The sequence below is a fragment of the Pseudomonas fluvialis genome (assembly GCF_014207935.1).
Lineage (GTDB): Bacteria > Pseudomonadota > Gammaproteobacteria > Pseudomonadales > Pseudomonadaceae > Aquipseudomonas > Aquipseudomonas fluvialis_A.
In genome coordinates this window covers 337,873-359,217 of the sequence record NZ_JACHLL010000004.1, presented here as the reverse complement: position 1 = coordinate 359,217, position 21,345 = coordinate 337,873, and the positions used below count along the sequence as shown (strand labels likewise).

At 65.1% G+C, this 21,345-nt stretch carries 24 protein-coding genes and 2 pseudogenes; 10 read left to right on the top strand and 16 right to left on the bottom strand.

What is annotated here, in order from left to right; all coding sequences use genetic code 11:
- Position 1: 1 nt before the first annotated feature.
- The 4 genes from HNP49_RS13335 to HNP49_RS13320 all read right to left on the bottom strand — a co-directional run bounded on the left by HNP49_RS13335 (position 2) and on the right by HNP49_RS13320 (position 2,747).
- Positions 2-616: a DUF4136 domain-containing protein gene (locus HNP49_RS13335; RefSeq protein ID WP_260407170.1), complete on the bottom strand. Its 615-nt coding sequence runs from the start codon at positions 614-616 to the stop codon at positions 2-4.
- 172 nt (positions 617-788) lie between these two features.
- Positions 789-1,538 carry a methyltransferase gene (locus HNP49_RS13330; protein ID WP_184683996.1) on the bottom strand — a complete coding sequence of 250 codons (750 nt, stop codon included), beginning with the start codon at positions 1,536-1,538 and terminating at the stop codon, positions 789-791.
- On the bottom strand, positions 1,535-1,855 hold the full coding sequence (locus HNP49_RS13325) for a MazG-like family protein (protein ID WP_184683994.1): 321 nt from the start codon (positions 1,853-1,855) through the stop codon (positions 1,535-1,537). Before HNP49_RS13325 ends, HNP49_RS13330 begins: the two co-directional genes overlap by 4 nt.
- 37 nt (positions 1,856-1,892) lie before the next feature.
- The gene (locus HNP49_RS13320; protein WP_095941509.1) at positions 1,893-2,747 is read right to left on the bottom strand and encodes a MaoC/PaaZ C-terminal domain-containing protein; all 855 of its coding nucleotides are present in this window, start codon (positions 2,745-2,747) and stop codon (positions 1,893-1,895) included.
- A 183-nt stretch (positions 2,748-2,930) separates the two neighbouring features.
- Here HNP49_RS13320 and HNP49_RS13315 point away from each other — a divergent pair, with 183 nt between their 5' ends.
- The gene (locus HNP49_RS13315; protein WP_184683992.1) at positions 2,931-3,938 is read left to right on the top strand and encodes an AraC family transcriptional regulator; all 1,008 of its coding nucleotides are present in this window, start codon (positions 2,931-2,933) and stop codon (positions 3,936-3,938) included.
- Positions 3,939-3,987: 49 nt separating this feature from the next.
- Here HNP49_RS13315 and trmA read toward each other — a convergent pair whose 3' ends face one another.
- Both trmA and HNP49_RS13305 read right to left on the bottom strand, forming a co-directional pair.
- Positions 3,988-5,073: a tRNA (uridine(54)-C5)-methyltransferase TrmA gene (gene trmA, locus HNP49_RS13310; RefSeq protein WP_184683990.1), complete on the bottom strand. Its 1,086-nt coding sequence runs from the start codon at positions 5,071-5,073 to the stop codon at positions 3,988-3,990.
- Positions 5,070-6,365, bottom strand: coding sequence for an NCS2 family permease (locus tag HNP49_RS13305; protein WP_184683988.1), 1,296 nt, complete (start codon positions 6,363-6,365; stop codon positions 5,070-5,072). The genes trmA and HNP49_RS13305 overlap by 4 nt, the downstream gene beginning before the upstream one ends.
- A gap of 280 nt (positions 6,366-6,645) precedes the next feature.
- On the opposite strand from HNP49_RS13305, the pseudogene HNP49_RS19010 reads away from it, so the two are divergent.
- From HNP49_RS19010 to HNP49_RS13290, 4 genes and pseudogenes are all read left to right on the top strand, one after another.
- Positions 6,646-7,389: pseudogene (locus HNP49_RS19010) on the top strand (HAMP domain-containing protein); the annotation flags it as partial.
- Between the two features lie 150 nt (positions 7,390-7,539).
- A complete protein-coding gene (locus HNP49_RS19005) occupies positions 7,540-8,244 on the top strand; it encodes a methyl-accepting chemotaxis protein (RefSeq protein WP_409372552.1) in 705 nt (234 codons plus the stop codon).
- A 26-nt stretch (positions 8,245-8,270) separates the two neighbouring features.
- The gene (locus HNP49_RS13295) at positions 8,271-8,828 is read left to right on the top strand and encodes a DJ-1 family glyoxalase III (RefSeq protein WP_184683984.1); all 558 of its coding nucleotides are present in this window, start codon (positions 8,271-8,273) and stop codon (positions 8,826-8,828) included.
- Positions 8,825-9,268, top strand: coding sequence for a SecDF P1 head subdomain-containing protein (locus tag HNP49_RS13290; protein ID WP_184683982.1), 444 nt, complete (start codon positions 8,825-8,827; stop codon positions 9,266-9,268). The genes HNP49_RS13295 and HNP49_RS13290 overlap by 4 nt, the downstream gene beginning before the upstream one ends.
- A gap of 5 nt (positions 9,269-9,273) precedes the next feature.
- On the opposite strand, the gene HNP49_RS13285 is transcribed toward HNP49_RS13290, so the two are convergent.
- On the bottom strand, positions 9,274-9,684 hold the full coding sequence (locus tag HNP49_RS13285; protein ID WP_184683980.1) for a MerR family DNA-binding protein: 411 nt from the start codon (positions 9,682-9,684) through the stop codon (positions 9,274-9,276).
- 61 nt (positions 9,685-9,745) lie between these two features.
- Here HNP49_RS13285 and HNP49_RS13280 point away from each other — a divergent pair, with 61 nt between their 5' ends.
- Both HNP49_RS13280 and HNP49_RS13275 read left to right on the top strand, forming a co-directional pair.
- Positions 9,746-10,375 (top strand): cation transporter, encoded by a 630-nt coding sequence (locus HNP49_RS13280; protein ID WP_184683978.1) that lies wholly within the window; start codon positions 9,746-9,748, stop codon positions 10,373-10,375.
- Positions 10,365-10,706 carry a DUF3703 domain-containing protein gene (locus HNP49_RS13275; protein WP_184683976.1) on the top strand — a complete coding sequence of 114 codons (342 nt, stop codon included), beginning with the start codon at positions 10,365-10,367 and terminating at the stop codon, positions 10,704-10,706. Before HNP49_RS13280 ends, HNP49_RS13275 begins: the two co-directional genes overlap by 11 nt.
- Positions 10,707-10,711: 5 nt before the next feature.
- Here HNP49_RS13275 and HNP49_RS13270 read toward each other — a convergent pair whose 3' ends face one another.
- The 3 genes and pseudogenes from HNP49_RS13270 to HNP49_RS13260 form a co-directional block, all read right to left on the bottom strand.
- Positions 10,712-11,836 carry a class I SAM-dependent methyltransferase gene (locus HNP49_RS13270; protein WP_184683974.1) on the bottom strand — a complete coding sequence of 375 codons (1,125 nt, stop codon included), beginning with the start codon at positions 11,834-11,836 and terminating at the stop codon, positions 10,712-10,714.
- Positions 11,837-11,995: 159 nt separating this feature from the next.
- Positions 11,996-12,406 (bottom strand): large-conductance mechanosensitive channel protein MscL, encoded by a 411-nt coding sequence (gene mscL, locus HNP49_RS13265; protein WP_184683972.1) that lies wholly within the window; start codon positions 12,404-12,406, stop codon positions 11,996-11,998.
- A 55-nt stretch (positions 12,407-12,461) separates the two neighbouring features.
- Positions 12,462-13,206, bottom strand: a pseudogene (locus tag HNP49_RS13260) (EAL domain-containing protein).
- A 103-nt stretch (positions 13,207-13,309) separates the two neighbouring features.
- Here HNP49_RS13260 and HNP49_RS13255 point away from each other — a divergent pair.
- From HNP49_RS13255 to chrA, 3 genes are all read left to right on the top strand, one after another.
- Positions 13,310-13,570 carry a YdcH family protein gene (locus HNP49_RS13255; RefSeq protein ID WP_184683969.1) on the top strand — a complete coding sequence of 87 codons (261 nt, stop codon included), beginning with the start codon at positions 13,310-13,312 and terminating at the stop codon, positions 13,568-13,570.
- Positions 13,571-13,646: 76 nt separating this feature from the next.
- Positions 13,647-13,916 carry a YdcH family protein gene (locus HNP49_RS13250; RefSeq protein WP_184683967.1) on the top strand — a complete coding sequence of 90 codons (270 nt, stop codon included), beginning with the start codon at positions 13,647-13,649 and terminating at the stop codon, positions 13,914-13,916.
- Positions 13,917-14,024: 108 nt separating this feature from the next.
- On the top strand, positions 14,025-15,365 hold the full coding sequence (gene chrA, locus HNP49_RS13245; protein ID WP_184683965.1) for a chromate efflux transporter: 1,341 nt from the start codon (positions 14,025-14,027) through the stop codon (positions 15,363-15,365).
- 56 nt (positions 15,366-15,421) lie between these two features.
- Here chrA and HNP49_RS13240 read toward each other — a convergent pair whose 3' ends face one another.
- From HNP49_RS13240 to HNP49_RS13215, 6 genes are all read right to left on the bottom strand, one after another.
- Complete coding sequence (locus HNP49_RS13240) at positions 15,422-16,096, bottom strand: DUF3313 domain-containing protein (RefSeq protein ID WP_184683963.1); 675 nt, start codon at positions 16,094-16,096, stop codon at positions 15,422-15,424.
- Positions 16,097-16,244: 148 nt separating this feature from the next.
- Complete coding sequence (locus HNP49_RS13235; protein ID WP_184683961.1) at positions 16,245-16,679, bottom strand: CopD family protein; 435 nt, start codon at positions 16,677-16,679, stop codon at positions 16,245-16,247.
- Positions 16,680-16,750: 71 nt separating this feature from the next.
- The gene (locus tag HNP49_RS13230) at positions 16,751-19,258 is read right to left on the bottom strand and encodes an EAL domain-containing protein (RefSeq protein WP_184683959.1); all 2,508 of its coding nucleotides are present in this window, start codon (positions 19,256-19,258) and stop codon (positions 16,751-16,753) included.
- Between the two features lie 73 nt (positions 19,259-19,331).
- The gene (gene fumC, locus HNP49_RS13225) at positions 19,332-20,732 is read right to left on the bottom strand and encodes a class II fumarate hydratase (protein ID WP_221445220.1); all 1,401 of its coding nucleotides are present in this window, start codon (positions 20,730-20,732) and stop codon (positions 19,332-19,334) included.
- Positions 20,733-20,735: 3 nt separating this feature from the next.
- Entirely contained in the window at positions 20,736-21,080 is a 345-nt protein-coding gene (locus HNP49_RS13220) for a hypothetical protein (RefSeq protein WP_184683957.1), read from the bottom strand.
- Between the two features lie 6 nt (positions 21,081-21,086).
- Entirely contained in the window at positions 21,087-21,338 is a 252-nt protein-coding gene (locus tag HNP49_RS13215) for a DUF2789 family protein (RefSeq protein WP_184683955.1), read from the bottom strand.
- Between the last annotated feature and the right edge of the window lie 7 nt (positions 21,339-21,345).

Sequence of the window (21,345 nt, the reverse complement as noted above, 5' to 3'; positions counted from 1 at the left end):
CTTATCGCGGCGGGTAATTGTTCAGGGCCTGCTGCACGGCGCTGCGCAGGGCGTCGAGGCGCTCACGGTTGTCGTCGCCGGCGAGGGCCTCGGCCGAACCGGACCAGACCCGTTCGCCACTGCGGCCGTCTAACAGTTCGATGAACGCCACGCTGACCACCTCCTCGCGGGTGCGGATCACCGGCACGCGGCCGTAGCCACCGTAGCCGTCACCCCAGGAACCGTTGCCATAGTAGCCTCCATAGCTGGGCTCTTCGTACTGCCGCAGACGGCGCTCCTCGCGCAGCGCGGCATGCACCCGCAGGTCTGCGGGCTGGCTCTGCTGGGCGGGGCGCAGGCCGCGTTGCTCCAGCGCACCGGCAACCACCTCGGCCAGTTGTTCGCCGCTCAGTGCGCCGCTGCCGGCTGGGGGCTGCTGCCATTGCCAGCTGAGGTAACGGCTGTAATCCCGTGGTGCTGCCGGGTAGGCGCTGCGGTCGAAGGTCTGCGCCGCGCCGGGCGGAGCCGGCGGCAGCGGCCGTGATTCGGCGCGGTAGGGATTGGGGCTCTGGCAGGCAGCCAGCCCCAGCAGGGTGATCAGCAGCAGTGGGCGCAGCACAGGCATCTCGTACAGCATGGCCAACTCCTCTCAGAAGCTGTTCAAAGTCTCGCGAGCTAGAGCCAGGCTAGGCGCTACGTTAGTAACAGCCTACGGCTGGTCAAAGCGGCGATGAAGCGCAGTTTACTGGCGGTAAATGAGCATTCAGAGCCTGTTTATAACGACGCATGGCCGACGCGCAGCAAGGTTCTCAGCGGGGGCGACAGATCCAGTGTAGGTAGCGGCCCAGTCCGGCGAAGCCAGGGTGGCGGCGGTAGGCCAGCTCCATCTCCAGCAGGTCGGTGAGCTCGGCCTTGGCCTGGAACTCCTGCGGCATGTAATCGTGAAACACACGCACACCGCTCTGCTGTTCGACCGTCCAGTGCGGCGTCAGTTGCAACGCCAGTTCGCGCGGATCGAGCGGGCGTTGTGGCGTCAGGCTCTGGCCCTCGCCGGCGAAACGTTCCTTGCGCAGCTTGCGGAAGTGGCCCTTGAGCAGGTTGCGGTAGATCAGCGCGTCCTTGTTGTAGAAGGCCAGCGACAGCCAGCCGCCGGCTGCAGTGAGCTGGTGCAGTACCGGCAGGATGGCATGCGGCTCGGCCAGCCATTCCAGCACGGCATGACAGAGCACCAGATCGAAGGGCTCGTCGAGCTGGCCGAGCAGGTCCTGCCAGGGCGCCTGGATAAAGGTGGCCTGTTGCCCCGCCTCGGCAAAGCGCGCGCGGGCGCCTTCGAGCATCGGTGCGGCCGGTTCGCTGAAGGTGATCTGGTGGCCATGCTCGGCCAGCCACAGGCTCATGTGGCCGAGGCCACCGCCAATGTCGAGGACCCGCAGCGGGCGTTCCGGCAACGTCTCCTTGAGGTCGGCCTGGAGTACGGCCAGACGGATTGCGCCCTTGGCGCCGCCGTAGATTTTTTCGGCGAAGCGGGTGGCCAGCTCGTCGAAGTGGCGATCACTCATGCCGAGGCCTCCGGGGCGATGAAGCGGCGCTCGCTGTCGGCCAGCTTGGCGCGCACTACCTGTTCCAGATTCAGGCCCAGCTCGCTGCACAGCAGCAGGAGGTAAAGCACCACATCGCCGATTTCCTGACCGGCATGTTCCAGTTGCGCGGGCTCGAGGCGGCGGGATTCGTCTTCGCCGAGCCACTGGAAGATTTCCACCAGTTCGGCCATTTCGACGCTGGCGGCCATGGCCAGGTTTTTCGGGCTGTGGAAGCGGCGCCAGTCGTTATGGTCGCGAATGGCGTGCAGGCGGGCGGTGAGTTCGTCGAGGTTCATGCGTCACTCCGGGCAGAGTGACGCATTGTTTCACGGTTCAGGCCGCTTTGTGCCAGCTGCCGGTCATGTGCGGCACATCGTTCTTGCCGCGCAGGCTGAGCACGCCTTCGCTGCCGGCGGCGCTGGCCACCAGGGTGACGTCGCCGGGCAGCAGCACCGGCTTCTGGAAGCGCACCTCCACCTCGTAACCGGCGCTGGGCAAATGGCTGCCGAGCACGGCCAGGGCGCGGGCCTTGTTCCACAGGCCGTGGGCGATGGCCGTGGGGAAGCCGAACAGCTTGGCGGTCACGCCGAACATGTGGATCGGGTTGTAGTCACCGGCCACCTTGGCGTAACGCCGGCCGATATCCTGCGGGGCTTTCCAGCGCGCGATCTCACTCAGCGGCAGCTCGGCCTGAGTCTCATGCTCGGGCTTCTGGCCCGGCAGGCGCAGGGCGCGGCAGAGCATGCGGCTGTCGCCTTCCCAGAGCAGGCCGAGCTGATCTTCCAAACGGGTGATCAGGCTGAAGGTGGCTCCCTTGTCGTGGGGCTGCAGGTTTTCCAGGTGCACGCTGAGACGGAACGGTCCCAGTCCGCCGAGGGGGCGCAGCACGCGGATGCGGTTCTGCAGGTGCACCAGGCCCAGCAGCGGGAAGGGAAAGCGTGGGTCGGTCAGCAGCTTCATCTGCAGGCCAAAGGCGAGGATGTGCGGATAGGTCGGCGGCAGCAGACCGTCATCGGCGAAGCCACAGATGCTGCGATAGCGCGCCAGGTGCTCGGGGTCGACGCTCACTTCGGTGCGCACGCCGATGGCGGGCAGTTGCTTGCCCTTGATGCCACGGCGCAGGGCCGCGCGGGCGAACAGACCGGGCAGGGCGGGTGAGGTGGGCAGGTCGAGCCAGTCGATGGCCATGGCGAATCTCCAGAGGAATGAGAGGGCAAGCTTAGTTCGCCGCCGGTGGCCCGCATTGGCCGCCTGCGCGGATGGACGCGGCACCCCGGTCAATTGGCCGGTTTGCCATCCGCATGCCTTGAGCTAGACGCGCAAAGCTGCCTAAGATGGGCGCGCCTGACCTCATAACAAGAATGCCAATCCATGCATGATCTGACCGATGACGTGGCGCTGATGCGCCCGGTGATCGATGCCCTGCGCGCCAGCGGCGCCGATGTGGAGCGCGTGCTGGCCCGAGTTGGTCTGAGCGAGGATCGCCTGCCCACCGGGCGCATTCCCCATGCGGCCCAGGCGCTGTTCTGGAAGGCCGCCGCCGAAGAGTGCGGCGACGCCGATGTCGGCCTGTATCTGGCGCAGCACCTGCCGGCCTTCCATGGTTTGCTGCTGGAATACCTGTTCCTCTCCAGCGACACCTTTGGCGAAGGCCTGCGCCATTCGCTGCGCTACGTGCGCCTGCTCTCCGATACGCTGAACGCCAAACTGGAAGTAAAGGATGGCCTGGCCTACCTCTACCTCGGCCTGTCCAGCGGCACGCCGCGGCACTTCTCGGAGATGCTCGCCGGCGCGGTGATCCGCATGTTCGATGCCCTGACCGAGGGTGATTTCAGACCCCGTGAAGTGTGGATGATCCACAGCGAGGGTGCGCCGCTGTCACGTTACGAGGCGGTCTACCGCTGCCCGGTGCGCATGGGTGCCGAACGCAATGCCCTGGTGTTCGACGCGGCGGTGCTCGACAAGCCGTCGCGCCATGCCGCGCCCGAGCTGCTGCGCATGCACGAGTCGCTGGCGCGTCGCCAGCTGGCCGAAGTGGAACGACTCGACCTGGTGCGCAAGGTGCGTGAGTTGATCGGCGAGCTGCTGGTCGATGGTGGCGCCACGCTGGAACAGGTGGCGGCGCGCCTGAACATGCCGGCACGGCGACTGCGCGAGCGGCTGGCGGTAGCCGGCGTGCGCTTCAACGATCTGGTCACCGATTACCGCTGCCGGCTGGCCAAGGAGCTGTTGCTCAAGACCGATGAGCGCATCGAGGTGATCGTCGAGCGCACCGGCTTTTCCGAGCCGAGTACCTTCTACCGGGCGTTCAAGCGCTGGGTCGGTGAGACTCCGGTGGAGTTTCGCAAACGCGGCCGGCCAGGGAGTCCCGCCGAGTGAATCAGCCCAAACAAAAAGCCCGGCAATTGCCGGGCTTTCTGTTTGGGCTTCAGCGCCGCTGCAACAGTACCCCGGATTCCATATGGTGGGTCCAGGGGAACTGGTCGAACAGGGCACAGCGCACCACCTGGTGGGTGTCGTGCAGCTGGGCGATGTTCGCCGCCAGGGTCTCCGGGTTGCAGGAGATGTACAGGATGCGCTCGAAGCGGCGGGTCAGCTCGCAGGTGTCCGGGTCCATCCCCGCGCGGGGCGGGTCGACGAATACGGTGCCGAACTCGTAGGACTTCAGATCAATACCGGCCAGGCGGCGGAACGGGCGCACCTCGTTGAGGGCCTGGGTCAGCTCCTCGGCGGACAGACGCACCAGTTCGATGTTGTTGATGCCGTTGTCTGCCAGGTTGGCCAGCGCCGCATTCACCGAGCTTTTGCTGATCTCGGTGGCCAGCACTTTCCTGACGCGGGTGGACAGCGGCAGTGTGAAGTTGCCGTTGCCACAGTACAGCTCCAGCAGATCGTCCTGCTGCTCGCCGAGTACGTCGTAGGCCCACTGCAGCATCTTTTGGCAGACCACGCCGTTGGGCTGGGTGAAGGCGCCTTCCGGCTGGCGGTAGCGGAACAGGCGGCCGGCCACTGTCAGCTCTTCTTCCACATAATCCTTTCCGATCACCAGGCGCTGGCCACGGGCGCGGCCGATCAGGCTCACACCCAGTTGCTGTGCAAGCTGTTCGGCCTCGGCCTGCCAGGCGGCATCCAGCTGACGGTGATAGCACAGGGTGATCAGGGCATCGCCGGCCAGGGTGGTGAGGAATTCGACCTGGAACAGCTTGTGCGAGAGGACTTCGCTGGCCTGCCAGGCCGCCTTGAGCTGCGGCATCAGGGCATTGATGGCGGTGCTGGCGATGGGGAACTGCTCGATCAGGATTGGTGTGAACTTGTCCCCGGCAGCGAACATGGCGTAGTGGCGTTCACCGGCCTCGCGCCACAGGCGGAATTCGGCCCGCAGGCGGTAATGCTCGATCGGCGAGTCGAACACTTCCGGCTCGGGTGCGGCGAAGGGGGCGAGCAGCTCACGCAGGCGCGCGACCTTGTCTTGCAGTTGCGCGGTGTAAGCCGCCGGGTCTTGGAGCTGGCTCATGCAGGGAAGAAACCGAATTTGATGATGAACAGGGCGGCGAGCACGACCAGCGCCGGGTTAAGGTCCTTGAAGCGTCCGGCCAGAGCCTTGATCAGCACCCAGCTGATGAAACCGAAGGCGATGCCGTTGGCAATCGAGAAGGTCAGCGGCATGGCCAGGGCGGTGATCACCACCGGCGCGGCGACGGTGATGTCGTCCCAATCGATTTCGGCGAGGCCCGAGGTCATCAGTACGGCGACGAACAACAGCGCCGGCGCCGTGGCGAAGGCCGGCACGGTGCCGGCCAGCGGGGCGAAGAACAGGCTGAGCAGGAACAGCCCGGCGACCACGCAGGCGGTCAGGCCGGTGCGTCCGCCGGCGGCGACGCCAGAGGCCGACTCGATATAGCTGGTGGTGGTGGAGGTGCCGAGCAGCGAGCCGCCCATGGCTGCCGTGCTGTCGGCGATCAGCGCGCGCCCCATCTTCGGCAGGTGGCCGTCGGCCCGCATCAGCCCGGCGCGCTTGGCCACGGCGATGAGGGTGCCGGTGTTGTCGAACAGGTCGACGAAGAGAAAGGCGAAGATCACGCTGATCATGCCCACGTCCAGCGCGCCGGCGATATCCAGTTGGAGAAAGGTCGGCGCGATCGAGGGGGGCATGGAGACGATGCCGCCGAACTGGGTCACTCCCAGGGCGATGGCCAGGGCAGTGACGGCGAGAATGCCGATCATCACCGCGCCGGTGACGCGGCGCGCTTCCAGGGCGACGATGATGAAGAAACCGAGCATGGCCAGCTGCGGGCCGGGCGCGGTGAGGTCACCGAGGCCAACCAGGGTGGCCGGGTTATCCACCACCAGAGCGGCTTCCTTGAGGGCGATCAGCGCGAGAAACAGGCCGATGCCGGCGGTGATGGCCGAGCGCAGCGGCAGCGGAATGCTGTTGACAATCCACTCGCGGATACGCAGTACCGACAGCGCGAAGAACAGGGTGGCGGAAATGAACACCGCGCCCAGGGCCACCTGCCAGCTGTAGCCCATATGCAGGACCACTGTGTAGGTGAAGAAGGCGTTCAGGCCCATGCCGGGGGCGAGGGCGATCGGGTAGTTGGCGATCAGGCCCATCACTGCCGAGCCGATGGCAGCGGCCAGACAGGTGGCGACGAACACCGCCCCCTTGTCCATGCCGGTCTCGCCGAGGATGGCCGGGTTGACGAAGAGGATGTAGGCCATGGTCAGGAAGGTGGTCAGACCGGCCAGGATTTCGGTGCGCACGGTGGTGTCGTGTGCCTTGAGTTGGAACAGCTTTTCCAGCATGGGGACTCCCCTGGGGCGTGGCAGTGCCAGTGAACGATAGGCATCAGGCAAGCACAGGCTGTGCCGGCATGCCGAAAATCGCCGCGAGTCCCTGCGCAAAAAAGTGGCGAATCATAGCAGTTCGCTGCCGGGGCGAAAAACTGACTTGGTCGACAGCACGGCTACAGTGATGGGTAGGCTTCTGGCTGCCCGGTTGAGGTCAGCGCTGCAACGTTGCCGCTTCAGGTTTTGCGCTTGCGGCCGTTAAGGCCATCACTGCGCTTAGTTTCAAGGGGGACTCATGAACTTCAGTATTGTGCGAGTGATGTGGGGCAGTGCCCTGCTGGTTGTGGCATTGGCCGTGGGGCTGTCGGTTTGGGTCTCGACGGAGATTGCTGCACTGGATCAGGTTGACCATCGTGCGGTACAGCTCAGCGAGGCGCGGGAGCAGACTCAGGAGCTGCGTTACCACCTGGCTCAGGTTCAACAGTTTTACACGGATGCCAGCCTGACTCAGGAGCGCGAGCCGGCGGAAGAAGCGGCTGCCAACTATCGTGAGGCGTTGAGCCTGTTGGAACAGCTTGCCCGTCTGGCGCCGGCCTATGCCCCGCAGCTGCAGAAACTGCGCACCCCTGTGGATGAGCTGGATGCGGTAGGCAAGCGCATGTTCGAGGCCTACAGCTCCGCCGGTAAGGCGGCGGGCGATCAGGTCATGAGCGACTTTGATGCGCGATCTGCCGAGGTGATCGCGCGCTTTGCCGAGCTGCAAAAACCGCTGAGCGAGGATTACGCCGAGGCGCTGACTCATGGAGAAGCGCTGCGTGAAGAATTGCATTACAGCTCGTTGGCGGCGTGGTCGCTGGTTGTGCTGGTGATCATCGGCAGCACCTGGTTGATCCATCTGCGCGTATTGCCGCCGATTCGCCGCCTTAGCCGTTCGCTTGAGCGTCTGTCCGAGGGCAGTGGCGATCTGACCCGGGAAATTCGTCAGGATGCCGAGGATGAGATCGGTGCGGTGGTCAGTGCCTTCAACCGCTTTGTGGCCGGTCTGCGCCAGCAGATCGCCACGGTGGCCGATGTGGCGCACACCCTTGATCACTCCTCCACGCAGCTGGTGAGTGATGCCCAGGCCGCCGAACAGAGCGCCGAAGTGCTGCGCGTCGAGGTCGAGCAGGTGGCCACGGCGGTCAACGAGATGGCCATGACCGTGCAGGGGGTTGCCGAGCATGCTCATGACAGCTCCGCGCAGACAGCAGATGCCAATCGGGAGGCGCACAGCGCGATTCAGGTGGTCGATGCCACCATCAGTGATATCCGGGTTCTGGCGTCGGAAGTCGGCAAGGCGGCGCAGGTGATCGAAGAGCTGGAAGGCCATTCGCGGGAAATCGGTGGCGTGCTCGAAGTGATCCGCACCATCGCCGAGCAGACCAATCTGCTAGCACTCAACGCGGCCATCGAGGCTGCCCGCGCCGGCGAGCAGGGGCGCGGTTTTGCTGTGGTCGCGGATGAAGTGCGTACCCTGGCCAGTCGCACCCAGGCGTCCACTGAAGAAATCAACAGCATGATCGAGCGTCTGCAGAAGTCTTCGCGCACGGCAGTTGCCGTGATGGAGGAAAGCCGTCTGCATGCCGAGCATGGGGTTGCCCAGGCCGAGGGCGCGGGGCAGGCGCTACGCAGCATCAGTGCGCGGGTCGCCGCGGTGTCCGAGCGCAGTCTGCAGATCGCCGAGGCCGCTCGTGAACAGTCGCTGGTCAGTGAGGAAATCAATCGCCGTATCAGTAGCCTTAGCGAAGAGGCCGGGCGCACGGTAGAGTTGGCCGAAACCACCTTGCAGCGCGGACGTCATGCCGGCGAAAACGCCCACCGCCTGGAAGGTATCGTCGGCCAGTTCAAGTACTGAGCCGCTTTCTGCCCAGCGGAGTTGCCATGAGCAAGCGTGCCCTGATCACCGTCGCCGACGGCGTTGAAGATATTGAAAGCGTGACCCTGATCGACGTGCTGCGGCGCGCCGAGGTCGAGGTGGTGGTGGCCAGTATCGAGAGCCGGCGCATGGTCACCTGTGCCCGTGGTTCACGCCTGACCGCCGATGCCATGCTCATGGACGTGCTGGCCCAGGAGTTCGACCTGATCGCCCTGCCGGGCGGCATGCCCGGTGCCCAGGCGCTGGCCGAGCATGCTCCGCTGGGCGAACTGGTGGTACGCCAGGCCAAGGCCGGCAAGCTGTTCGCCGCCATCTGCGCCGCCCCGGCGCTGGCGCTGCAGGCCTTCGGCGTGCTCAAGCAGCGGCGCATGACCTGCTACCCGAGTTTCAGCGAGCGCCTGTCGGGTTGCACCTTCGTCGATCAGCCGGTGGTGGTCGACGGCAACTGCATCACCGCCCAGGGTCCGGCCAGTGCACTGGAGTTTGCCCTGACCCTGGTCGAGCAACTGCGTGGCAAGGCTGTGCGCCAGCAGGTGGCCGACGCCATGCTGGTGCGTCCATGAGGCAGGCCTTTTGTGCTCTGGCGCTGGTACTGCTGGCCGGCTGTGCCACGGACAGCGAGCCGGCCCGGCATAGCCTGGGCATGCACAGCGCGCAAACCGAGGCCGGCCAGGGCTTGCGTCTGCTAACCGATCGGCACAGCGGCGTGCAGCTGTGGGTCGCCGAGCAACCGGTGCTCAGTCAGAACGATATCGAGCAGGCCGAGGTGCTGGTGGGTGGCGATGGTCAGGCGGTGGTGTTGCTCAGTCTGTCGCCCTCGGCCCAGGCGCTGTTGGCCAGCATCACGGCCAGTCAGATTGGCCAGCCGCTGGCGATTCTGATCGACGGGGAGCTGCGCATGGCGCCGATCATCCGCGAGCCGATCAGCGATGGCCGGGTCGCCCTGACGGGGTTCGACTCGCTGGCCGAGGCCAATGCCCTGGTCGACGACTGGAGTCGTTGAACCGTTCAATCGCAGCAGTGGCGATCGTCGAGTGCCTCCAGCAAGCGGCAGTGCTCGGCATGACCGCTCTGGCAGCCGGCCAGCTTGCCCAGCTCTGCCTGCATGTTCTGCAGGTCGCGGATGCGCGTGGCGATGCTGTCCAGGTGCTCGCGCACCATCTGGTCGGCGCTGGCGCAGGGGCTCTCGGGGTGGGCGGCTAACTCCAGCAGGCTGCGGATTTCCTCCAGGCTGAAGCCCAGCTCGCGGCCGCGGCGGATAAAGCGCAGCCGCCTGACGTCCACTTCCTGATAGTGGCGATAGCCCGAGGCGCTGCGCTGCGGCGGGGGCAGCAGGCCGCTGCGTTCGTAGAAACGGATGGTTTCCAGATTGACGCCGCTGTCGCGGGCCAGAGCACCGATGGTCAGTGGCTTGTGCATGTTGACTCCGTAGTGGCTACAGGGTTTAGCCTAGTCTGCATCCCAAACAAGGAGATGCCAAATGGGCGCTCACTGCTGCAACCACGACGCGGGCCCTCGCAATAATGACGGTCGCTACCGGCGCATCCTGTGGGTCGCGCTGGCGGTCAACCTGGCGATGTTCGGTATCGAGATCGGCGCCGGTATTCGCGCCGGCTCGGTGTCGCTGCTGGCCGACTCGCTGGACTTTCTCGGCGACAGCGCCAACTACGCCATCAGCCTCTGGGTACTCGGTATGGCGCTCAGCTGGCGTGCCCGCGCGGCGCAATTCAAGGCAGTGAGCATGCTGGTGTTCGGCTTCGGCGTGCTGGGCGCGGCGCTGTGGCAGGCCTGGCAAGGCGGCGTGCCCAGTGCGCCGACCATGGGTCTGGTCGGTGGCCTGGCGCTGCTGGCCAACCTCGGCGTCGCGGCATTGCTCTATGCCTACCGGGAAGGCGACAGCAACATGCGCAGTGTCTGGTTGTGCTCGCGCAACGATGCCCTCGGCAATCTTGCCGTGCTGGCGGCGGCCTTGGGTGTGTTCGGCACCGGCAGCGCCTGGCCGGACCTGCTGGTGGCCGGGATCATGGCTGCCCTGGCGGTCAGCTCCGCGGTGCAGGTGCTGCGGCATGCCGACGGCGAGCTTAAGGGTGGGCAGGGCCATGCGCACTGAGCTGGACGAAGCCCTGCAACGTGCGTTTGCCGAGGGCGAGGCTGCCCTGGCGAGGGGCGATCTGCAGGCCGGTGTTGCCTGGCTGGAACGAGCCCATATCCTCGGCCAGCGTCTGCCGCTGCAGCACGCCCGCGCGCACTGGCTGATGCTCAGGGCCGGCTGGCGGGGCCGCGACTGGCGCGAAGTGGCCGGGCAGGTGCCGCGCATAGTCGCCGCGCTGTTGTTTTCACGGCTGTGGGTGCCGCTGGGCAACAACGGGCGGGCACGGGTCAGTGCCTTCCAGCCGATGCCGTTGAGCGAGGAACTGCAGCGCCTGCTGGAGGAGCGCTAGCGGACTTACTTGCTGGCTCGCAGGATGACGAACTTGGGGGTGGCCGCTACCTGCTCGACGCCGCGGAACAGGCGCTTGAGCTTGGCGTGATAGCCCAGGTGGCGATTGCCGACGATCCACAGTTCGCCACCGGTGACCAGCGCAGCACGGGCCTGCTGGAACATGCGCCAGGCGAGGAAGTCGCCGACTACCTGCTGCTGGTGGAACGGCGGGTTGCACAGCACAAGGTCGAGGGAGTCGGCGGCTTGCTCGGCCAAGCCGTCGCCGGCACGGATGCTGACGCTGCGCTCACCCAGCGCGGCCTGCCAGTTTTCCTGAGCCGACTGCACGGCCATGAACGACTCGTCCACCAGCGTCAGCTGCGCCTGCGGATTGCTCAGGGCATAGGCGATGCCGAGCACGCCGTTGCCGCAACCCAGGTCCGCCACACGCAGTGCGCCAAGAGCCTTGGGCAGGTGCGGGAGGAAGGCGCGGGTACCGATATCCAGGCCTTCACGGCAGAACACGTTGGCGTGGTTGGCCAGCTCCAGCGCGGGTTTGTCCAGCCGGTAGCGGGTCGGGTAGGGCGACACGGGCGTAGGCCTCGCCTCGGGAGTGGCTAACAGCAGACGCGCCTTCTTCACCGCCAGGGACGCCTGCAGCGGGCCGATGTACTGTTCGAGCAGTTCACCGGCGGCACGGGGCAGGTGCTTGATCATGCCGGCGGCGACAACCCTGGCACCGGGCGCCAGCTGGCCATGCAGGCGGATCAGTTGTTCTTCCAGCAGGGCCAGGGTTTTGGGCACCCGGATCAGCACCCAGTCGAATGGCCCCTCGAACGGGGCACTGGCCGGCACGAAGGGCACGCTGTTGGCAGGCAGGTCATTGCGCGCCAGATTCTTCTGCAGGGCCAGGGCGCCGAGGAAGGAGTCACCGCTGCTGGTCACTCGGCAATGGGGCGCGAGCGCACAGGCCAGGGCGCCGAAGCCGTCGTTGAGTAGCAGTATGCGCGCATCCGCCGCCAGTCCCTGCTCATGCAGGTGGTTGAGCAGGTACTCGTCGGCGGCATCGAAGGCCTGCAACGGATCGTTGGCCTGGTCCGGCTGGCGAATCAGGTCGAGCTGGGCGAAGGGCGTGCTGAATAGGGGCATACGGACTGCTGGTCGGGTTCGGGCGTGACGTGGACTATCGATAAGGACCGCCAGTATGACGGCCCGGGCCGACAACTTCATCCGTCAGCTGCCGAGCGAGCGGCTCGCCGCTTGAAACAAAAACGGCGCCCGCAGGCGCCGTCGTTACCGCTGGTCGCGTCAGGGCTTCTGCTGGGCCTTGAGCAGGTCGCGGATTTCGCTGAGCAGCTCCTGATCCTTGGTCGGTGCCGGCGGGGCTTCCGGGGCAGCGGCTTCCTCACGCTTGAGGCGATTGATCGCCTTGACGCCCATGAAGATGGCGAACGCGACGATGACAAAGTCGAGGATGGTCTGGATGAACTTGCCGTAGCTCAGCATGACCGCCGGGGCAGTGCCTTCGGCGGCCTTGAGGGTGATGGCCAGGTCGGTGAAATCCACCCCGCCGATCAGCAGGCCCACCGGCGGCATGATCACGTCGCCGACGAAGGAGGTGACGATCTTGCCGAATGCGGCGCCGATGATGATGCCCACGGCCATGTCGACGACGTTGCCTTTGACCGCGAAGGCCTTGAATTCGCTGAGGATGCTCATGCTGTTGTGTGTTCCTTCCAGATGGAGATGCGACCCAGTGTAATGCAGCTCCGGTTCAGAGGGCGAGGTCGACTTCCGGCAGTGACTCGAATCCCGGCCGGGCCAGCAGATAGCCCTGGAACAGATGGATGCCCATGTCCTTCAGTGCGGCCAGCTCCTCGCGGGTTTCCACGCCTTCGGCAATAACCTCGACACCTAGGCGGCGGCACATTTGCACCGTGCCGTCGACCAGTACCTGGCGCACGCTGTCCTGGTCGATACCGCGAATCAGTTCCATGTCCAGCTTGAGCAGATCGGGCTGGAAATCCGCCAGCAGGTTGAGGCCGGCATAGCCGGAACCGAAGTCATCGATCGCCGTCTTGAAGCCCTGTTTGCGATAGGCGTACAGAATCCGCAGCAGGTGCTCGATGTCCAGCACCTGCTCCTGTTCGGTCACCTCGAAGATGATCCGCTCCAGTGGAAAGCCGAAGCGCGCAGCAGCCTCCAGAGTGGCGCGAATACAGGTTTCTGGCTGGTAGACGGCGTTGGGCATGAAATTGATCGACAGCAGCCCTGGCAGGTTCAGACGCGCGCCCAGCTCGACCGCCTTGATCCGGCAGGCCTGGTCGAAGGCGTAGAGATTATCGGTATCCACCTGTTGCAGCAGTGAGCCGGCCGACTCGCCCTGGGGGGCCGCGGACCAGCGCTTCGTGAGCAAAGACCTTGCGGTTCTGCAAGTCGCAGATGGGCTGGAAGGCCATGCTGATGGGAAAGTTCAGGGCCTGGCCGTCACGGCAGGCACCGCAGCGACTATTCGACATGATGAGGCTCGTGTTGTGACTGACTTTAGTTAAGCACAGGCCGACGGCGTCCAGGCAAGGGCCTGCTAGGCTTGAGTCTGTCACCTGCGAGGACGGTATGGTTATGCCATTGCAGAAGCATCCCCTGGAACGCGAGTTTCCCGAGTACGTTGCTCAGTTGCAGCTCCTGCAACGTTGCGACGGTCACTTTCAGCATCTGGTCGATGAGTACCATCGCTTGGATGAGCGGATATTCACGGTCGAGGCCGGGCGCCAGGCGCTGGACGACTGTCTGCTGCTGGGCCTCAAGCTGCAGCGCGTGGGCCTCAAGGATGAGCTGGCTGAACGCCTGTGCCAGGCCAAAGCCAGTGCGGACCTGCACTGATGTTGATCCCGGTCAACGGCGACCGGCAGGTGGCTGGTTAGTCTGACCCCAACAGCCAACCACGGAGTTGCCCCCGATGCATGTAGATCACCACCCGTTGATTCAAGATTTCCCGGAACTGCGCGATGCCCTGCATGAGCTGCGTCAGAGCGATAACCACTTTGCCCGCCTGGCCGGTGAATACGAGGAGCTGGATAAGCGCATCTGCCGCGTCGAAGACGGCGTCGAACTGCTGGATGACGTGACCCTCGGCGGTCTCAAGCAGCAGCGCGTGGCGCTGAAGGACGATCTGGCGCGCATGCTGAAGAAGTCCCAGGGCGAGTGCTGCGGTGCCTGCGGCGGCTGATTAGCCCGCGCTGTCACGAAAGCCCGATCAGGCAGACTGGTCGGGCTTTTTTATTGTCATGCCCAAGCTGCTAGAGTGCCGGTTTTGTGATTTCCGGGCTCTTGCACCATGAGCGATAGCGCTTCTGCCGTCCCCACTCGGGTCAGCTTTGTCACGGCCTTGCACTTCTGGCTCAAGCTGGGCTTCATCAGCTTCGGCGGGCCGGCCGGGCAGATTGCGATCATGCATCAAGAGCTGGTCGAGCGTCGGCGCTGGATTTCCGAGCGGCGTTTCCTGCATGCGCTGAACTACTGCATGGTCCTGCCCGGGCCCGAGGCCCAGCAGCTGGCGATCTATATCGGCTGGTTGCTGCACCGCCACTGGGGCGGCATCGTCGCCGGGGTGCTGTTCGTGTTGCCCTCGCTGTTCATTCTGATCGCCCTGTCCTGGCTGTACATCGCCTACGGCGAGCAACCGCTGGTGGCCGGGCTGTTCTATGGCATCAAGCCGGCGGTGACTGCCATCGTTCTGCAGGCGGCGCATCGCATCGGCTCGCGGGCATTGCAGAACAACTGGCTGTGGTCGATTGCGGCGGCGGCCTTTGTCGCCATCTTCGCCCTTGAGGTGCCGTTTCCGCTGATCGTGCTCGGCGCGGCACTGGCTGGTTTTGTTGGTGGTCGTCTGGCGCCGCAGTATTTTGCCGTCGGCGGCGGGCATGCGGGGCAGCAGCGCGATTATGGTCCGGCGCTGATCGATGACGACACGCCGCCGCCAGCCCATGCGCGCTTTCACCTGTCGCGCCTGATTATCCTGCTGCTGGTCGGTGGTCTGCTGTGGTTGCTGCCGATGGCACTGCTGTGTGCGCTGTTCGGCTGGCAGGGCACGCTGACGCAGATGGCCTGGTTCTTCACCAAGGCGGCGCTGCTCACCTTTGGCGGCGCCTATGCGGTGCTGCCTTACGTCTATCAGGGCGCGGTGGGGCATTACGGCTGGCTGACGCCAACGCAGATGATCGATGGCCTGGCGCTGGGGGAAACCACGCCGGGGCCGCTGATCATGGTGGTGGCTTTTGTCGGTTTCGTCGGTGCCTATGTGCAGCCGGTGTTCGGCCCCGAGTCGGCTTTTGTCGGTGGAGCACTGGCGGCGGCGCTGGTTACCTGGTTTACCTTTCTGCCGTCGTTCCTGTTCATCCTGGCCGGTGGGCCGCTGGTGGAGTCGACCCACAACGAGCTGAAGTTCACCGCGCCGCTGACCGGCATCACCGCCGCGGTGGTGGGCGTGATCGTCAACCTGGCGCTGTTCTTCGCCTGGCATGTGCTCTGGCCGCAGGGCTGGAGTGGCAGTTTCGAATGGCCGGCGGCGCTGATTGCCCTGCTGGCGGCGCTGGCGCTGCTGCTGTTCAAACGCGGGGTCATCGAGGTGCTGGCGGGGGCCGCTCTGCTCGGGCTGCTGGCGCAGACGCTGAGGTAAACCTCGGGCAGTAAAAAGGGGCTCCGCGGAGCCCCTTTCGTATGGCAGCACCTGCGTTACTGGAACTGCTCGATATCGCGCACCACGCTGTCGATTACGCCCTTGAGGGTGTCCAGGGTGACCTGCTGTTCATCGTTGTCCAGGTTCTTGCCGAAGCCTTTGCGCACCACCTGCAGCACGGGTTTGCCGGTGCTGGCGTCGATGAGCTCGGCTTCAAGGAACAGTTCGCTGTTCTTGTCGCGCTCGCCGGCAGCGGTCATGGCGGCGGCAGTGACCAGGGCGATCGGGATGATTTCGTAGGGTTTGAGCGATTCGGTGCTGGTCGATACACCGGTGATTGCCGCACGGAAGATCAGGGTCTGACTGCCACTGATATTGGCGCCGTTCTTCAGGTCGATCAGCTGGAACTTCTTGCTCAGTGCGTTTTTCACCTGGCTGTTGGTGTAGCGATACAACTCTTCCAGAGCCTGGGTGTTGACCTGCTCGGAGGGCTTGGGCGCCGGATAGAACTGCACGCTCTGCACCACCATGTTGCGATAGTTCTGCGCCTTGAAACTCGGGTCGATCCAGCGCAGTACCGGCTGGCCGGAGGCCGATTCGGTTTTTTCCAGTTTCGAGTAGTCGCGCAGGTAGCCGGAGAATTGCTGCTGATCGGCATATTTGGCGGTGCAGCCGGTGAGGGTCAGGCTGCCCAGCAGCAGGGCGGTGGCGAGGGGGCGCAGAGTGAGCATGGCGGGTCCTTGGCGTAGGTGGGTTCGTATCCATCGGCAGGGCCGCGGCGCATGCGCCGCAGCGGGCCAAACAGGGTTCGAGAGTGCAAGCTTTGTGATGACAAAGCAATTAAGGCGGTGCGCTTTTTTAGATCGTTTTCGGCGGTTTCTACAACAGTCCGCCAAAGCGGAAAGCGCTGCCTACCCAGGCAAAAGCCAGGGCCGAGAGCGTGATCAGCGCAATGTGCCAGCCCAGGACCGGCAGGCGTTCGGCGCTCAGTCGCGGGATCAGGACCAGGCGCGCATGCACGCCAAGGGCGGCGGTCAGCGCCAGCAGACCGAGCTTGGCCTGGATCAACCCTGCCTGCGGGCTGTCGCCCAGCCACAGGGCATGGGGTAACCACTGAGTGGCCAGCCACAAACCGCTGATCACCTGCAGCAGCAGGGCTGGCAGGCCGATCTTTTCAAAGACCTGCTCGAAGTTGCGGATAGCCTGCACGTCTCGCCGGCGCAGGGCGCCGGGCAGGATGCCGAGGGCCAGCACCAGGTGGCCGCCAATCCAGACGCTGGCGCCGAGCAGGTGGAAATACAGCAGGATGCGCATGGCCGAACTCCTTTTTGTGGCCAGTCTGCCCGAGCATCCGCCGATGCAGCGTGATGCGGATCAACTCGGCTTCAGGCCTGCTGGCAGCGCGCCGTGAATTCGTCCATGGGCATCGGCCGGCCGAACAGGAAACCCTGGAAGTGCTGGCAGCCGTTATCGAGCAGGAACTGGCGCTGCTCGGCGGTCTCCACGCCTTCGGCGATCACCTTCAGCTGCAGCTTGTCGGCCAGGGCGATGATGACCCGGGCGATGTCGGCATTGCCGGGCTCGATGACTGCATCGCGGACGAAGGACTGGTCGATCTTCAGCTGTTCCAGCGGGAAGCGGTTGAGGTAGCTGAGCGAGGAGTAGCCGGTGCCGAAATCATCCAGCGAGAAGCTGATGCCATGGCTACGCAGGCGATTCATCTTGGCGATGATGTCGTCGATATTCTTGGCCAGCAGGCTCTCGGTCAGTTCCAGCTTGAGGCGCTGCGGGTTGGCGCCGGTTTCCAGGAGGATGCCGAGCACCTGTTCGACGAAAAAGTCCTCGTGCATCTGCTGCGCACTGACATTCACCGCCAGGGTGATGTTCGCCAGTGCCGGCTCCCTGGCCCAGGCGGCGAGGTGCTGGCAGGCCTGGCGCAGGACGAATTCGCCGAGGGGCAGGATCAGGCCGGTGGCTTCGGCCAGCGGAATGAACTCGGCTGGCGAGACCATGCCGCGACTTGGGCTGTTCCAGCGCACCAGGATTTCGCCACCGGTGATCTGCTCGGCGACATTGACCTGCGGCTGGCAGTAGATCAGCAGCTCGCCGCGCTGCAGGCCGTCGCGCAGGTCCTGCTCCAGGGCCACGCGGCGGTCGACGCTGGCCTGCATGCTCGGGTCGAAGAAACGCAGGGTGTTACGTCCTTCGGCCTTAGCCTGGTACATGGCCACGTCGGCCTGCTTGAGCAGTTCATCGAGGCCGGCGGTGTGCTGGTCGAACAGAGCGATGCCGATGCTCGGCGTGCTGTGGTACGGGCGCTCCCTGAGGCTGTAGGGGCGGTTCAGCTCAGCGAGAATCTTCTGCCCGACCATCTCCGCCTGCAGGGCGGTTTCCTGCGGTTGTTCGCTGAGGTCTTCGAGCATCACCACGAACTCGTCACCGCCCAGGCGCGCCACGGTATCGACCTCGCGCACGCTGTCGCGCAGGCGTTGCGCCACCTGCTGCAGCAGGTGATCGCCCATGTCGTGGCCGAGGGTGTCGTTGAGTGCCTTGAAATTGTCCAGGTCGATGAACAGCAGGGCGCCCTGGCGCTGGTGGCGCGCGCAGCCGAGCAGGGCCTTGCGCAACTGCTCCATGAGCAGGCGGCGGTTGGGCAGTTCGGTCAGGGCATCGAAATAGGCCAGCTGGTGGATGCGCTCCTCGGCCAGCTTGCGTTCGGTGAGGTCGGTATTGGTGCCGGACACGCGCAATGCCGTGCCGTCTTCGTCGCGCAGGATGAAACCGCGCGATAGCAGCGGCACGTAGTGGCCCTCCTTGTGCCGCAGGCGGAACTCCAGCTCGAAGCTCTGCACGCTGGAGCCGAGAATGCGCACCAGGCTGGCATCCACCCGCTGCTTGTCGTCCGGGTGCAGCAGGCTGTCCCATAGGGCGATGGTCGGCGGCTGCTCCTCGACCGCCAGACCGATCATTTGCCACCAGCGTGGTGCGTAGTACACGCTCTGGCTTTGCAGGTCCCAGTCCCAGGGCGCATCGTTGGAACCAAGCAGCACCAGGCGCAGGCGCTCCTCGGATTTGCGCAGGGCCTGCTCGGTGCGCTTGAGATCGGTGACCTCGGTGAAGCACACCACCACCTCGCTGAGCTGGCCGCCGTTATCCAGCACCGGAAAGGCATTACACATGGCCCAGACCAGGCCGGTGGCGTCGTTGCGCTTGACCCCTACCACCAGATTCTGCACGCGCAGGCGATCACGCAGTACCTGGTTGACCGGGTAATCCTCCAGCGCCATCGGTGTGCCGTCGGGTTTGAGAAATTGCCACTGCGGATCGATGGCCTCCAGACCGCGCATCTGCTCCAGGCTCAGCCCCAGCAGGTCACAGGCGCGGGCATTGGCCTGGAGGATTTCCGAATGGGCGCCATGCACCACGACGCCGGCGGGAATGTGTTCGATAAGGTCCAGGTAGCGCTGCTCGCTGGCCTGCAGCTCCAGTTCGATCTGCTTGCGGATGCTGATGTCATGCAGGGTGCCCAGGCAGTGGCTGAAGGCGCCCGTGGCCGTGTGCAGTGGCACCAGGTGCAGTTCGGCCCAGTACAGTTCGCCACTGGGGCGTTGCTGGCACAGCTCACCTTGGAAGCTGGCTTCGCCGGCGAGAGCGGCGAGGATGGCGGCATGCTGTTGCGGATTGCTCAGCGGATGCAGCAGAAAGTCGCCGGGTTTTCCGATCAGCATGGCCTCGCTGAGACCACAGGTGTTCAGCAGCGCGGCATTGGCCATCACCACCTGCTGCAGATGATTGGTGATGAATACACCCTGTGGCAAGTCCGCCATCAGCGCTGGCGCCAGTTCGCTGGGCAGGCTGGGGAGTGTCGGGGTGGCGCTCAGATCATGGCTCATGGTGTCTTGTCGGCACTCGGATAATGCAGAGCAGCGACGCTGCGCCTATTCGTACAGCCTAGACCCTGGCGTATCAGTCTGGCGCTGGGCCGAGCATCAGCTCCGGACGGACCCAGGCATCGAAATCGGCGGCACTGACCAGACCCAGGTCGAGTGCCGCCTGGCGCAGGCTCAGGCCTTCGGCATGGGCATGCTTGGCGATGGCCGCTGCCTGGTCGTAACCGATGTGCGGACTGAGTGCGGTCACCAGCATCAGCGAGTGTTCCAGCAGCGCCTGGATCCTTGCGCGATCGGCCTGGATGCCCCGCGCGCAGTGCACCTCGAAGCTGTGCATGCCGTCACTGAGCAGGCGCACGCTGTTCAGGAAATTGTGGGCGATCAGCGGTTTGCACACATTCAGCTCGAACTGCCCGTGGGCGCCGCCGAGGCTTAGCGCCACGTCGTTGCCAAGCACCTGGTAGCAGAGCATCACCAGCGCCTCGCACTGGGTCGGGTTGACCTTGCCGGGCATGATCGAGCTGCCCGGTTCGTTCTCTGGCAGCTGCAGCTCACCCAGGCCGCAGCGCGGTCCGGAAGCCAGCCAGCGCACATCATTGGCGATCTTCAGCAGGGTGGTGGCTAGGGTTTTCAGGGCGGCGTGGCTGCTGACCAGCGCGTCGTGGCTGGCCAGGGCGGCGAAGCGGTTGCCGGCGCAGCGCAGCGGCAGACCGCTGTCCTCGGCCAGCATGGCGGCGACCCGCGCGCCGAACTGTGGATGAGTGTTTAGCCCGGTGCCCACGGCGGTGCCGCCGACTGCCAGCTCGCACAGGGCATCCAGGCTGGCGGCGATGCCCCGTTCGGCATGGCCCAACTGGGCGACCCAGGCCGATATCGCCTGGCCGAGGGTCAGTGGGGTGGCATCCTGCAGGTGGGTGCGGCCGATCTTGATGACGTCGGCGAACTCGCCGGCCTTCTCCGCCAGGCACTCACGCAGCCGGCGCAGCGCCGGCAGCAACTGGTCGCACAGGCCGTGCAGGGCCGCCAGGTGCATGGCGGTGGGGAAAATGTCGTTGGAAGACTGGCCGAGGTTGACCTGATCGTTGGGGTGCACCCGGCGCTGCTGGCCGCGCTCACCGCCGAGCAGCTCGCTGGCGCGGTTGGCCAGCACCTCGTTGACGTTCATGTTGCTCTGCGTGCCGGAGCCGGTCTGCCAGACGCTGAGCGGAAAGGCCCCGGCATGCTCGCCGCTCAGCACCTCGCCGGCCGCAGTGGCAATGGCTTGCGCCACATCGGCCGGCAGCAGGCCCAGCTCGCCATTGACCTGCGCACAGCACTGCTTGACCTGCACCAGGGCGAGGATCAGCTCGGTCGGCAGACGCTCATTGGAAATCGCAAAGTGCAGCAGCGAGCGCTGGGTCTGCGCGCCCCACAGGGCATCGCCGGGGACGGCAATGGTGCCGAAGGAGTCGCGTTCGATACGGCTGGGCAAGGGCATGGGCTAACGATCCTCCTGCCAATGGAAACGGTGCATCACCCGATGCACCCAGGGCGCGAACAGCAAACTGGCGGTGACAAGAAAGCCCAGCCCGGCATACAGCGCATAGAGTCCGGAAAAGACTTTGCCGGCATTGGTTTTGGGCGCATCAACCTGGCCCATGCCTCCCATCAGCATGGCGGCATTGAGGAAGGCGTCGCGCCAGGGCAACTGCTCGTAATGCATGTAGCCGGCCATGCCCAGCAGCAGCGAAAACGTCAGCAGCGCCAGAGCGGCCAGCGCATGCAGCAGCAGACGGCGGAGAAACTGCGCATGGGGTAGCGGTGGGTGCGCCTTGCCTTCGTACATGGCCGCTCAACCTGACGCCGGTCGGGCCTGACGCAGGGCCGCGCTGAGTGCGTCGGCGGCTTCGGCCCAGTCGGCATCGTCAGCTACCGCTTCGCGCAGGAAGGCGGCCTGTGCCGGCGTCCAGCAGGGCGCGTCAGCCAGGTCGAGGTGCTCGGCGAGTGGGCTGTTGCAGCCGATGAAGTGGCGGATCGAGGCCTCATCGCTGGGCAAGCCCAATTGGGCGAACAACTGGGTGAAACTGTGCACGGGCTGTTCCATGGGACCT

What these genes read in the sequence shown, in the direction of transcription:
- HNP49_RS13250 (WP_184683967.1), top strand. Translation starts at nt 13,647, where the DNA reads ATGCATGTAGATCACCACCCGTTGATTCAAGATTTCCCGGAACTGCGC.
- HNP49_RS13290 (WP_184683982.1), top strand. Translation starts at nt 8,825, where the DNA reads ATGAGGCAGGCCTTTTGTGCTCTGGCGCTGGTACTGCTGGCCGGCTGT.
- HNP49_RS13320 (WP_095941509.1), bottom strand. Translation starts at nt 2,747, where the DNA reads ATGGCCATCGACTGGCTCGACCTGCCCACCTCACCCGCCCTGCCCGGT.
- HNP49_RS13235 (WP_184683961.1), bottom strand. Translation starts at nt 16,679, where the DNA reads ATGCGCATCCTGCTGTATTTCCACCTGCTCGGCGCCAGCGTCTGGATT.
- HNP49_RS13220 (WP_184683957.1), bottom strand. Translation starts at nt 21,080, where the DNA reads ATGTACGAAGGCAAGGCGCACCCACCGCTACCCCATGCGCAGTTTCTC.
- mscL (WP_184683972.1), bottom strand. Translation starts at nt 12,406, where the DNA reads ATGAGCATCCTCAGCGAATTCAAGGCCTTCGCGGTCAAAGGCAACGTC.
- fumC (WP_221445220.1), bottom strand. Translation starts at nt 20,732, where the DNA reads ATGCCCTTGCCCAGCCGTATCGAACGCGACTCCTTCGGCACCATTGCC.
- HNP49_RS13270 (WP_184683974.1), bottom strand. Translation starts at nt 11,836, where the DNA reads ATGCCCCTATTCAGCACGCCCTTCGCCCAGCTCGACCTGATTCGCCAG.
- HNP49_RS13335 (WP_260407170.1), bottom strand. Translation starts at nt 616, where the DNA reads ATGCTGTACGAGATGCCTGTGCTGCGCCCACTGCTGCTGATCACCCTG.
- HNP49_RS13305 (WP_184683988.1), bottom strand. Translation starts at nt 6,365, where the DNA reads ATGCTGGAAAAGCTGTTCCAACTCAAGGCACACGACACCACCGTGCGC.
- HNP49_RS13275 (WP_184683976.1), top strand. Translation starts at nt 10,365, where the DNA reads ATGCGCACTGAGCTGGACGAAGCCCTGCAACGTGCGTTTGCCGAGGGC.
- HNP49_RS13255 (WP_184683969.1), top strand. Translation starts at nt 13,310, where the DNA reads ATGCCATTGCAGAAGCATCCCCTGGAACGCGAGTTTCCCGAGTACGTT.
- HNP49_RS13295 (WP_184683984.1), top strand. Translation starts at nt 8,271, where the DNA reads ATGAGCAAGCGTGCCCTGATCACCGTCGCCGACGGCGTTGAAGATATT.
- HNP49_RS13315 (WP_184683992.1), top strand. Translation starts at nt 2,931, where the DNA reads ATGCATGATCTGACCGATGACGTGGCGCTGATGCGCCCGGTGATCGAT.
- chrA (WP_184683965.1), top strand. Translation starts at nt 14,025, where the DNA reads ATGAGCGATAGCGCTTCTGCCGTCCCCACTCGGGTCAGCTTTGTCACG.
- HNP49_RS13280 (WP_184683978.1), top strand. Translation starts at nt 9,746, where the DNA reads ATGGGCGCTCACTGCTGCAACCACGACGCGGGCCCTCGCAATAATGAC.
- HNP49_RS13330 (WP_184683996.1), bottom strand. Translation starts at nt 1,538, where the DNA reads ATGAGTGATCGCCACTTCGACGAGCTGGCCACCCGCTTCGCCGAAAAA.
- HNP49_RS19005 (WP_409372552.1), top strand. Translation starts at nt 7,540, where the DNA reads ATGGCCATGACCGTGCAGGGGGTTGCCGAGCATGCTCATGACAGCTCC.
- HNP49_RS13230 (WP_184683959.1), bottom strand. Translation starts at nt 19,258, where the DNA reads ATGAGCCATGATCTGAGCGCCACCCCGACACTCCCCAGCCTGCCCAGC.
- trmA (WP_184683990.1), bottom strand. Translation starts at nt 5,073, where the DNA reads ATGAGCCAGCTCCAAGACCCGGCGGCTTACACCGCGCAACTGCAAGAC.
- HNP49_RS13240 (WP_184683963.1), bottom strand. Translation starts at nt 16,096, where the DNA reads ATGCTCACTCTGCGCCCCCTCGCCACCGCCCTGCTGCTGGGCAGCCTG.
- HNP49_RS13325 (WP_184683994.1), bottom strand. Translation starts at nt 1,855, where the DNA reads ATGAACCTCGACGAACTCACCGCCCGCCTGCACGCCATTCGCGACCAT.
- HNP49_RS13285 (WP_184683980.1), bottom strand. Translation starts at nt 9,684, where the DNA reads ATGCACAAGCCACTGACCATCGGTGCTCTGGCCCGCGACAGCGGCGTC.
- HNP49_RS13215 (WP_184683955.1), bottom strand. Translation starts at nt 21,338, where the DNA reads ATGGAACAGCCCGTGCACAGTTTCACCCAGTTGTTCGCCCAATTGGGC.